Annotated in this window: 6 protein-coding genes; 4 read left to right on the top strand and 2 right to left on the bottom strand. The window is 32.3% G+C overall.

What is annotated here, in order from left to right; genetic code table 11:
- Positions 1–289 precede the first annotated feature (289 nt).
- Positions 290–3,184, top strand: a complete 2,895-nt coding sequence (locus tag OZP07_RS03115; RefSeq protein WP_281637247.1) for a helix-turn-helix and ligand-binding sensor domain-containing protein — start codon at positions 290–292, stop codon at positions 3,182–3,184.
- A 36-nt stretch (positions 3,185–3,220) separates the two neighbouring features.
- On the opposite strand, the gene OZP07_RS03110 is transcribed toward OZP07_RS03115, so the two are convergent.
- Both OZP07_RS03110 and gldJ read right to left on the bottom strand, forming a co-directional pair.
- A complete protein-coding gene (locus OZP07_RS03110) occupies positions 3,221–4,504 on the bottom strand; it encodes a UDP-N-acetylmuramoyl-tripeptide--D-alanyl-D-alanine ligase (protein WP_281637246.1) in 1,284 nt (427 codons plus the stop codon).
- 69 nt (positions 4,505–4,573) lie between these two features.
- The gene (gene gldJ, locus OZP07_RS03105; protein WP_281637245.1) at positions 4,574–6,274 is read right to left on the bottom strand and encodes a gliding motility lipoprotein GldJ; all 1,701 of its coding nucleotides are present in this window, start codon (positions 6,272–6,274) and stop codon (positions 4,574–4,576) included.
- A gap of 213 nt (positions 6,275–6,487) precedes the next feature.
- Between gldJ and porU the strand changes: the two genes are divergently transcribed.
- The 3 genes from porU (at position 6,488) to cdd (ending at position 12,182) form a co-directional block, all read left to right on the top strand.
- Entirely contained in the window at positions 6,488–10,315 is a 3,828-nt protein-coding gene (gene porU, locus OZP07_RS03100) for a type IX secretion system sortase PorU (protein ID WP_281637244.1), read from the top strand.
- A gap of 41 nt (positions 10,316–10,356) precedes the next feature.
- On the top strand, positions 10,357–11,547 hold the full coding sequence (gene porV, locus OZP07_RS03095) for a type IX secretion system outer membrane channel protein PorV (protein ID WP_281637243.1): 1,191 nt from the start codon (positions 10,357–10,359) through the stop codon (positions 11,545–11,547).
- A 152-nt stretch (positions 11,548–11,699) separates the two neighbouring features.
- Positions 11,700–12,182: a cytidine deaminase gene (gene cdd / locus OZP07_RS03090; RefSeq protein WP_194639662.1), complete on the top strand. Its 483-nt coding sequence runs from the start codon at positions 11,700–11,702 to the stop codon at positions 12,180–12,182.
- Positions 12,183–12,334 lie beyond the last annotated feature (152 nt).

The raw sequence follows: 12,334 nt of genomic DNA, 5'->3' as shown, positions 1-12,334 counted from the left end.
TGATGCAATAATAAGTTAAAAAAAACAAAATCAATAAAAAAAAAACATGACAAAAACCCATCAAATAGCAAATTGATATATTACAAAAACACATCATAATTTTTCCAAACAACTATAAATCAATATTTTAAAATTAAATTTCAATAGTTATTAATATGTTAATTAAAAAAAATACCCTACATTTACATAAATAATAAACATTAAATATTCACTAATAAAATAATAACATATACGCATTGCCAATGATGCCTAAAAATCAAGACATATTACAGAATAATTAAAAAATTAGATGAAATTTACGAAATCAGCAATACTCACAATATCTCTATTATTAACCATTCTGCCTGCCAGAAGGGCTTATTCACAAGTTAAAGAGTTAGGAATACCAGACATTAGAAATTATAAAAGAAATGAATATAAAGGAGGACCTCAAAATTGGGATATCGATCAAGATAAAAAAGGAAATCTTTACTTTGCCAATGGCAGCGGTCTGTTAAAATTTGACGGAACAAACTGGCATAAATTTTTGCTCCCTAACGCCTCCGTTTTGCAAAGTTTAAAAACCGATGATTCAGGCAGAATCTATGTGGGAGGAAATAATGAGTTTGGATATTTTTTAAACAATGAGAAAGGAAATCTTACTTATCACTCATTATCACAAGGTTTTATAAAAAACAAAAACATTTCAAAAAAAATAAATCTAATTTGGAAAATTCACTGTTACCAAGATGAGGTGATTTTTCAATCTTTTACAAAAGTGTTTTTTCTAAAAAAAAACAAATTACGTTACTATGAATGTAAAAACAATTTCCAGTTTTCATTTTTAGTAAACAATAAACTTTATTTTCAAGACAAAAAATTAGGATTATTATCCTACTCAAAAGAGAAATTCACCCCGTTAAAAGGCACTGCCGCATTAAACAATTCTGAAATATGGGCTATATTTCCTCTTCCAAACGACAAACTAATAATAGCCACTTTAGAAAACGGATTATTTATATATGACAACAATTCAATACAGCCGTGGCGTACTGAGGCTAATGATTATCTTCAAAAAAACTCTTCCTTAGGCGGATGCATGATTAAAAACAAATTCATTGTATTTAATACCGTTCTAAATGGAGTTATAATTTCTGACTTAAACGGGAAAATAATTCAGCATTTAAACAGACAAAAAGGCATCCAAAACAATACTGTCCTAAAATCATTTGTCGACAAAAACAACAATCTATGGCTGGGACTTGATAATGGGATTACATTTATAACCGAAAATTCTCCGTTTACTTATTTCGATTATAGCTATAACATGGGAACGGTTTATGCTTCTTTGGTTCACAAAAACACATTATACGTTGCAACAAACCAAGGTCTTTTTTATCAAAAATATGATGAAATGCGTTTTGACAAACCATTTAACAGAGTAGAAGGCACAATCTCACAGGCATGGAATATTCAGCTTATTGACGGGCAATTACTTTGCGCCAGCAATAATGGAGCATTATTAATAGAAAACAATAGAATTGCGAAGGTACTTAATCATCAGGGGTATTTTGGCTTCTTGAGCATTCCAAATCATCCAGGCTGTATTCTTGGAGAAAACTATAACGGCTTTTCAATATTCAAAAAAAAGAATAATAAATTCGAATTTGAAAATTCTGTAGCAGGTTTTGATGAAGCAGCTAACATGCTGGAAACATATTTAGATGTAGATTTCCTTTGGGTTAAAAAAAATTCCGTTTTATATCAAATGGAATTATCAGACGATTTGAAAAAATTTAAAAAAATTACAATTCACCAAAAAATTAGTGAAAAATACAACGGTATTGAAAGCATCCAAAAACTAAACGGTAAAATATATTTTCAGACAAAAAATCATTTTTTTAGATATTCCAAAGAACAGGAAATCTTTTTTGAGGACAAAAAAATATCATCATTATTCAAGAATACACACCAATTAAATAGAATAATAGAAGATAAAATTGGAAACATATGGTATCGTCATAATACATTATTAGGCGTGCTTGAAAAAGACAAGAATGGCAATTATATCAAAAGAGAAGCTCCTTTCACTAATTTATCAGCTAATTTAGTTACCGATTACATATCCATTAACACAGTAAATCCAAACAATGTTTTCATCGGACTTACGGAAGGTCTAGCACATTTTGATTTTACTATTCCGAACAATTTTATCACAAAACCAAAAGTTTATATAGACAGCTTTAGTACCCTTCAAGATACTATTATAACCGGAAACCTATCTAACAGTAATAAAAATTACAATTTAGCTTACAGTGCAAATCAAGTAAAGTTTACATTTTCGTCACCTATATACGAGAATTCTCAAAACACGGCCTATTCCTATAAATTAGAACCTTTTGAAGAAAATTGGACTAACTGGACTTCTAGTTCAATGAAAGAATACACCAACTTAAGAGAAGGCGACTATGTCATGAAAGTTAAGGTTAAAAACAGCTACGGTGTGGAATCTGAACCAGCAAAATTATACTTTACAATTTCCCCGCCATGGTACAGGCACCCTTTAGCATACTTGACTTATCTCATACTTATCATATTAGCTGTTTATATTGGATACAACAGAATAAAGCTAAAAATAAGAAAAAACAAATACTACGAAACCATCGAACAGCGAAGGCTGTATCTGGAAAAAGAATCCAAAATACGCCAAGGACAATTTGAATTAGAAAAAGAAATTGAGAAGTTAAAAAATGACAAACTGCAGATTCAAATTCTTGCGAAAGACAAAGAACTCGTTACAAACTCATTGCAGGTTGTGAAAAAAAATAAGGTTCTAAATGGAATTTTACAAAAAGTAAAAGAAATTGACACTAAGAATTTAGATGAACCTATGAAATTTCAAGTTAATAAATTAAACAAAAGCATCGTAAAAGAAGTTAATAACGACAAAAGCTGGAAAGACTTAGAAAAACACATCAAAAATGTCCATTTCGATTTTTTAAAAAGACTTAAAGAGAAATACCCTACAATATCACCAAGAGAACTAGACCTATCTACTTATTTACTGATGAATATGTCTACAAAAGAAATTGCAGAAATTATGAACATTTCTATTGGAGGGGTTGAGTTAGCCAGATACAGACTTAGGAAAAAACTAGGATTGAATAAAAAAGAAAATCTAATAGGCTTTTTAATGAGTATTTAAAAAAAGAAAACCAGCGTTTGAATGCTGGTTTTCTTTTTAAATGAATTCTAGAGTACGTTCCAAAGCCATTCCTCTGGATCCTTTAATGAGAATCATGTTATTATCAATTTTTTTTACTTTAATGGCTTCAGAAAAATTTTCAAAATTTTCGAAGAAGAAAAAATTTGATTTTGCTATTTTATTTTGATAAAAATCCTTTCCGATAAAATAACAATCAATCTGATCTTGATTCACAAGCAGCTCTAAGACTCCTTTATGTTCTGCCAGACTTTCATCTCCCAATTCAAACATATCGCCAAGAAAAAGTGTTTTATTCTTTTTATCTAAAAGCACGAAATTTTCAATCGCCACTTTCATACTGCTGGGATTTGCATTATATGCGTCTAAAATAATTTCATTTGTCCCTTTAGTTATTAGCTGCGATCTGTTGTTTTCAGGAATATAACTTTCGAGAGCCTCTTTAATAGAACCTCCTTCAACACCAAAATAATTCCCTATTGCAATTGCTGCATTTATATTATTAGCGTTATACAAGCCAATTAAATGTGATGAAATCTGATTTAGTGAATACGATACAGTTACAAAAGGATTAGCTTCAATATGATCAATATTTATATCTGCATCATTTTTATTTACTCCAAAAGAATACGACTTTAAATCTTTTGTCTTTTCAACCTGGATAGGGTCTTCTAAATTTACAAAAGCTAATTTTTCATTATTTGAAAGATATTGATACATCTCACTTTTCCCCTGAATAACACCTTCAACACCTCCAAAACCTTCAAGATGTGCTTTACCAAAATTAGTAATATACCCATAATCCGGCTGTGCAATTTCACAAAGAAACTCAATTTCTTTTTTATGATTGGCCCCCATTTCTACAATTCCAATCTCTGTCTGTTCATTAAAAGACAACAATGTTAATGGCACCCCAATATGATTATTTAAATTTCCAATGGTTGCTTTGGTTTTAAATTTCTTGGAAAGAACAACATTTATCAATTCTTTGGTCGTTGTTTTACCATTGCTTCCGGTAAGAGCAATTATTGGCAGTTTCAAATAATTCCTGTGAAACTTAGCTAATTCCTGCAGTGCAGCCAGAGAATTATCAACCAAAATAGTTCTTTCGTCAATAAAATAGTCTTTATTATCAATCAATACATATGAAGCTCCTTTATCTAAAGCTTCCTTAGCAAAAGTATTTGCATCAAAATTTTCTCCTTTGATCGCAGCAAAAAATGAATTAGCACCGATTTTACGTGTATCTATTGAAACTGAACTGCATTTCAAAAATAGACTATGAATGTAATTAATATCCATATATAAATATAGTTTAAAAAATAAAAGCCCTAATGAAAGGGCTTTTATTGGTATTAATCTAAAAAAAAATTAATTTCTTGGTGTTTTTTTGGTATTTGATTTAGAACCTACTCTAGACATAGCACATCTGAATCCAATATAATCTGTAGCCATATCTTGTGGGAAGAATCTTCTTTGTGCAGGATCTAACCAATAAGCTCTATCTCTCCAAGAACCTCCTTTGTATACACGAACAGCATCATTTATCAAAGTAGTTCTTTTGTTAGACTTATCGTATTTTCTTTCCATATTACCTAAACTGTCAATTTTTACATTTTGTTTAGGTGAATTATACATGATTTCTTTATCTGATTTCTTTCCATTATCAGCATCTGAACTTGTAAACTTATAATATTTACTAGACTGTTTGTCACCGTCTCTGTAATTGATATTATCACTAGTACTGAAGTTTTGTCTCAAATAAGTTTCATTATCATCAACAGGTACTTGTGCTATTTCGCCTGGTAAATGTTTTGGAACTAATTTACCATTGCTTAATGTATCATAAACAATATCTTGATTAGTGATAATTTGAATTTTTCCGTCTTTACCAATTTTATTTTTGGTATAAACATTCCCTCTAAAATAATTGAAATCATTAGTTTCTACATCAACTATAGGTCTGTAAACATCAGCAACCCATTCTGCAACGTTACCAGCCATATCATACAATCCAAAATCATTTGCTGGATATTGTTTAACCTCATTTGTAATATCAGCTCCGTCATCTGACCAGCCTGCGATTCCGCCGTAATCACCATTACCTTGTTTAAAGTTAGCCAATTGGAAACCTTTATTAGATCTTTTTCCTGAACGAGTGTAGCTTCCAGACCAAGGATATTTCTTTTGACCTTTATAGATATTATACTCTCTTTGTCCTACATCAGCAGCCGCTGCATATTCCCACTCAGACTCAGTTGGCAGTCTGTATTCTGGCAATAAAATCCCTGAAGATCTTTGTGCATATACATTTTTCTCTTCAGCTACATTTCCGTCTTTGTCTGGTTTTGGCGCTTTTTTACGGGCTCCTCTGCCTTTCAAAAGTATTTCTTCGTTTCCTCCATATGTTGATGTTGGAGAAGCCAAATAAGTTTCAGTATTGAAATTGCTTTCAGCAGATACTTCTAATGTTTTAGCATTTTTCTTTAAATATCCATTTTTTTCAAGTACCGCTTCATTTACACGGTCTGTTCTCCATTTACTGAATTCAACAGCTTGCACCCAATTTACCCCAACAACAGGATAATTAGCATAAGCAGGATGTCTTAAATAGTTATTGGTCATAGTTTCATTATATCCCAATCTATTTCTCCATACAAGTGTATCAGGCGAAGCTCCTTCGTAAATGTTTTTATAATTCTCTTCTGTTGGAGGGTATACTTTTTTAAGCCACTCAAGATATTCAAGATACATTAAGTTTGTCACCTCAGTCTCGTCCATATAAAAAGACATTACGTGCTGTTGGCTTGGTACATTGTTCCAATCGTGCATCACATCGTCTTGAACTAGTCCTTTTGTAAAAGTTCCGCCTTCTACAAATACCAATCCTGGACCTGTTTCTTGTGGTTTACCAGCTGTTCCTTTAGCAAAACCGCCTTTGGAACTGCTAACATTCCAACCTGTGCCTCTTGATGCGCTATCGGATTTAGATTTTTTGCTACAACTAGCTAATCCTAATATTAATGCAAGGGATAGCATTACTTTTAGCGGAATAGTCTTATTTACTCTCATAGTTTCTGGTAGGTAATTATTAAAATTTAGGTAGTGCAATGTAATAATTAAAATTAAACTGCAAAACCCTTTTTAATATAATTTTTAACGTTTTTTTAGATGTAATTAAAACGCAAAAATATATTTTTTATTACACAAAACAAGGAAAAAGACTTTTAAAATTTTTTATTTACTTTTAGCAATTATTTACACTCCAAATCGTTATCCATTTTCATGAGAAATCTAGTCTTTTGCTTTATCATACTTTTCCCCCTAATAACGTTTTCTCAGACTAATGGAGATGTTGTTATAGACTGGATTGAAAACAATACTGCGTCATCTGTCGGCAACAAACCTCAAGCCCCAGTTTTTAAAGGGAATAGCTACTTTTATGATCATTTTAACCAAGCAGTTTATTATAATTTAAATCTAAATAACAGCTCAGATTTAGACCCGAATAGTATCCAAATTACTAACATAATATACGAATCTGCATCACCATCTTTTATTGGAAATTTAAATCCAGCAGGCATTCCTCTTACAATAAAAACTAAACTTTACAGCACAAAATCCAGAAACAGTATTCAAAATTTCCTAAAGATTTCTCCAATAATCAGAGAAAATTCAGGGTACAAAAGAATAAAATCCTTTTCATACACTCTTAATAGCGGCTCTGCAAAGAAAAATTCATCAATTAAAAACAGCACCAGCATTACCAATTCAGTTCTGAGTTCCGGAGAGTGGTATCGCTTTTATATCGAAAAATCTGGAGTTTATAAAATTTCTAAAGATTTCCTGCAGCAGCTCGGACTCAATCTAAACGGAGTTAATCCCAAAAGAATAAAGATTTACGGTAACGGAGGCAAAATGCTTCCGCTTGCAAACAGCAGTTACTACCCAGCCGATTTAACTGAAAATGCTATTCAAATTCAAGGAGAAAGCGATGGTGTTTTCAATTCTGAAGATTACATTTTATTCTATGGCCAAGGAATATCAGATTGGAATGAAGAAAGCCAGACTAACCTTAATTTATATGATACAAAATCCTACTATTACGTAACTATACAGGGAGATGACGGTAAAAGAATTTTGGATGTATCACAACCAGCAGCACCAAGCACTATATCACTAACATCATATGATGACCAGCAATTTCATGAAGTTGATTTAACAAATATAGCCCAGCTTGGACGCCAATGGGTTGGAGAATCATTCGAAATTAATGATACTCAGGAATTCATATTTGACTTTCCAAATATTGACTCTTCTGTCCCTGTAACTTCAAATGTTGTTTTAGCTTCTGCAGCTTACACCCCTACTTCTTTTAAAGTTGCAGCTAATGGAGCAGATATTGGCACAGTATCATTTGCTTCATTGAATACAGGTTCTGAGATACAATATTCCAGCAATAAACTGACTAACGCTGCATTTACAGGTTCTTCAACTATAAAAATCAAATTAACCTATAATAATAATGGTGTTCCTGGCTCTAAAGGCTTTTTGGATTTTATACAATTAAAAGCAAAAAGCAAACTGCAGGGATATGGAAAACAATTTCACTTTCAATACGATTTAGCAAATTCAAGTCTTGGTGTTGTTTCATATAATTTCACAAATGCATCTTCTATATCTCAAATTTGGAATATAACTGATATTTATAATGTAACAAAAGCAGAAAACAAGAATGCAAATGCATTTTCATTCAAGGCAAATCTTGGAGATTCGCAAAAATACATCGCCGTTGATCAAAACGATTACTATATTCCTCTAAAAGAAAACAAATCTAAAATAGCCAACACCAATATAAAAGGCACCGTATTTAAAAACGCCCAAGGACAATTTCAAGATATTGATTACATAATTATTACACCTGAATTCTTAAAAATTCAAGCAGAAAAACTAGCCGTTTTTCATCGGGAAAATTCAAATTTGAACACAAAAGTTCTTACTCTGGAATCTATTTACCAAGAATTCTCTTCTGGTAAACAAGATATAGCCGCAATCAGAAACTGTATTAAATACATTTACAATAATGCATCTTCCAGCGATAAAAAAGTACGATATATAAATCTCTTTGGAGATGCCTCATTCGATTACAAAAACAGAATATCTAACAATAATAACATTGTCCCAATTTATGAAGCCCTAATTAGCAACACCATTGGTGAAGATTCTTTTGCATCGGATGATTTTTTTGGATTGATGGACGATTCTGAAGGTAATATTACTAATGATTATGGAGGTATTGACATAGCCGTTGGCCGAATGTTAGTAAGCACTACAGCCCAAGCTGATGAAATGATAAATAAGATTTTCGAATATTATAACAAAAAAGCTTATGGCTCTTGGAGAAATAATTATGTAACTCTTGCGGATGATTCCGACAAATCTACAGATGCCACTTTGCAGTCAAGACAAAATACTCTGGCTGATGAAATTGAAGTTCAAAAACCTTTTTTAAATGTGTCCAAAATATTCCTCGATTCCTACACACAAGAAGCCGCTGCGGGCGGTGAAAGATATCCAGCTGCAAAATCTGAATTTTACAACGAATTTGAAAAAGGAGCATTAGTCTTTAATTATTTAGGACATGGAGGAGAAGACGGACTGGCAAGTGAACGAATTTGGGACAAAACTAACAGTCAAAGCTTAAGTAATCAATACAAATATCCTTTATTTATTACTATAACATGCGAGTTTTCTCGTTTTGATAACCCAAAAAGACCTACCGCTGGAGAGTATATTTATTGGAATTCAAAAGGGGGGGCGATTTCTCTAATTTCAACTATTCGGGAAATTGGGCAATTTAGTGCTGAAAACTTTAATGATGTTTTTGCAAAAAATCTTTTCGCTTATGGTACAAATCAATATGTTTCTATTGCTGAAGCTTTAAGAGTTTCTAAAAATGAAAATCCAAATGCAGCAACGAATGTTGTATTATATATAGGAGATCCTGCATTGTTCCTTGCTATCCCCAAACCAAAAGTAATACTTACAAAAGTAAACGATATCCCAATCAATCAAACAATTCCTGATTTTAAATCATTAGCTAAAATGAAAATATCAGGACAAATAACGGACGAAAATAATATTCCGATGCCAAATTACAATGGTTCTTTGTCTGCAGTCCTGTTTGATAAGAAAATAACAAAAAAAACTTTAAACAATGACGGATACAGCCCGTCGATAAACTTTACAACATTAGGCGAAGCAATTTTCAGAGGAAATGCATCTGTAATTAATGGACAGTTTGAATGTAATTTTATTGTCCCTAAAGATATCCGTATTCCATTAGGCAGCGGAAAAATAAGTTTTTATTCCCAAAAAAATCAATTATCAGAAGACGTCACAGGTTATGACACAACAATAAAAGTAGGCGGAATAAATGAAAATGCTGCCACAGACAATAATAGCCCAAAAGTGAAGTTATATATGAATGATGAAACTTTTGTCTCAGGAGGAATAACCAATGAATCTCCCGTTTTTATTGCGAATATGGAGGATGAAAGCGGGATAAACACCGCAGGGGGAATTGGCCATGATATAGTAGCTGTATTAGACGGTGATGTAAGCAATCCTATTATATTAAATGATTATTACCAAACAGAATTAGACAGTTATATGACTGGGAATTTACATTTTCCTTTAAGAAATTTAAAAGCTGGTCTTCATACAATTACATTTACTGTTTGGGATGTTTATAATAACGCAGCAACTTCTGAAATACAATTTTTAGTAGTTGGCAACGAAACAGTAACATTGACAAATGTATTAAATTACCCTAATCCATGTGTCAATTATACTGAGTTTTGGTTTACCCATAATAAACCTAATGAACCATTAGAAGTCCAAATTCAAATATTGACAATTACTGGAAAAATAGTCTGGACAAAAAACCAAACTATTACTACTCCAGGCTTTCTATCGCGAGATATAACATGGAATGCTCGAGATGATTTTGGAAATAAAATTGGAAAAGGAGTTTATGTGTACAGGCTCACAGTAAAAGCAGTCTTGTCAAACAAGAAAGCTGAAAAGATTGAAAAACTTGTGATTCTTTAATAATATAGTATATTTATACCAATTAATTTTTTTTAAAAGTGATGAAAAAAACGTCCTTATTAATCGTATTCTTTTATATCTTTAATTTTACGTATGCCCAAGAAAGACCTATAACAGTAGCTGTTCCTTTTCTTTTAGTTGCCGCAGACGCTAGGGCCGCAGGTATGGCCGATAACGGAGTAGCCTCCTCTCCAGATGCCTTTTCGCAACAATGGAATCCATCCAAATATGCCTTTGCTACGGATCAGCATGGGTTTTCAGTAAGCTACACTCCCTATTTAACAGCCTTGGTAAATGACATTTCATTAGCGCAGTTAACATATTACAATAAATACAGTGAAAAAAGTGCATTCGCTGCCAGTTTCCGTTATTTTGGTTTAGGAGATATTGATCTAAGACAAGATTTTGACAGTCCAGTGCAAAGAGTATCCCCAAATGAATTTGCGCTTGACTTATCTTATTCGATGAAACTAAGCGAAAAATTCTCAATGGCAGTCGGCGGGCGTTTCATCAATTCTAACCTTAAAGTAGCAACCGATAATAATGATGCTTCTTCTTCAAGCAGTTTTGCTGTAGATGTTGCAGGGTTTTATCAATCTGAAGAAATTGCATATAATGATTTTAATGGAAGATGGAGAGCAGGATTTAATTTTCAGAATATGGGACCTAAAATGAGTTACGACAACGACGACATAAATGCCAATTTTCTGCCTGCAAACATGAGACTTGGAGGAGGTTTTGATTTTATTTTGGACGAATACAGCACCATCGGCGTTAATCTGGAATTTAGCAAATTAATGGTTCCTACTCCTCAAGTTTCATACGATGGCGACAGTTATCAAGGAGTTGACATTAATGGAGACGGAATAATTAACAAAACTGACAGTGATCTTGCTAAAACTGAATACAACTCTACAGGCTGGTTCTCAGGAATGTTTAAGTCATTTACGGATGCACCTGGCGGATTTAGTGAGGAATTAAAAGAAATCACCTATTCTTTTGGAACAGAATATGTTTATCAGGATGCCTTTGCATTTCGCGCTGGATATTTTCATGAAAGCCCAGACAAAGGATCTCGAGAGTTTTTCTCGCTTGGGGCTGGATTTAAATACAGTACTGTCAAAATAGATGTCTCTTATTTATTCTCTACTTCCAAAATTCAAAATCCTTTAGAAAATACTCTGCGTTTCTCATTATCATTCAATTTTGGAGAAAAATATGAAAACTATTAGTAGTTTGAATTTTAATATTTAAAAACTAAAAAAAATCCAAACTTCATTATTTTGAAATTGGATTTTTTTAGTTTTATATTGTTCATTTGTCACTGCAATAATCACAAATCGTAATTCTAAATTATATAGAAATCGTTTAAAATAATATTCGAATGAAAGAAATAACAATTACTTCAAAAATTAATGTTTTTGGATCCATTCAAGAATTACCTGAAGCAGAGCAAAATTTAATAAAAAAAGCAATTGAAATTAGACAAAATGCCTATGCTCCCTATTCTAAATTCAGAGTTGGAGCTGCTATTCTGTTAGACAATGGAGAAATAATTGTTGGTTCTAATCAAGAAAACGCAGCTTATCCCTCTGGACTCTGCGCAGAAAGAGTTGCTGTATTTCATGCTGGAGCACTTTACCCTGAAGCCACTATACTAAAAATAGCAATTTCTGCCGCTTCAGACAATAATCCTACGGTGATTCCTGTTCCTCCATGCGGAGCCTGCAGGCAATCAATATCCGAATATGAAGTACGTCAGAACAGCCCTATAAAAATTTACTATACTGGCGAGACAGGAGAAATTCATCAATCTGAATCCCTAAAAAATTTACTCCCTTTTATGTTTGATAACAAATTACTTTAAAAAAGAAACTAAAAATTAGCTTTTAAATTTTAGTTCTTAGCAGGAATGTCTTATTTTTGCATCCCGACCCCTCTGGGGCGCAAATTTGTGGTGAGGAAACTATTTTGCGTTACTAGGTCATGATTGATAAAACAATAACACTTAAGCAAAAG

It is taken from the genome of Flavobacterium marginilacus (genome assembly GCF_026870155.1).
Lineage (GTDB): Bacteria > Bacteroidota > Bacteroidia > Flavobacteriales > Flavobacteriaceae > Flavobacterium > Flavobacterium marginilacus.
Note: the sequence above shows the minus strand (reverse complement) of the source record. Positions and strands in the feature narration are given on the sequence as shown.

Excerpts from the sequence above, each read along its gene's own strand:
- cdd (WP_194639662.1), top strand. The coding sequence starts at position 11,700 with ATGAAAGAAATAACAATTACTTCAAAAATTAATGTTTTTGGATCCATT.
- OZP07_RS03115 (WP_281637247.1), top strand. The coding sequence starts at position 290 with ATGAAATTTACGAAATCAGCAATACTCACAATATCTCTATTATTAACC.
- porU (WP_281637244.1), top strand. The coding sequence starts at position 6,488 with ATGAGAAATCTAGTCTTTTGCTTTATCATACTTTTCCCCCTAATAACG.
- gldJ (WP_281637245.1), bottom strand. The coding sequence starts at position 6,274 with ATGAGAGTAAATAAGACTATTCCGCTAAAAGTAATGCTATCCCTTGCA.
- porV (WP_281637243.1), top strand. The coding sequence starts at position 10,357 with ATGAAAAAAACGTCCTTATTAATCGTATTCTTTTATATCTTTAATTTT.
- OZP07_RS03110 (WP_281637246.1), bottom strand. The coding sequence starts at position 4,504 with ATGGATATTAATTACATTCATAGTCTATTTTTGAAATGCAGTTCAGTT.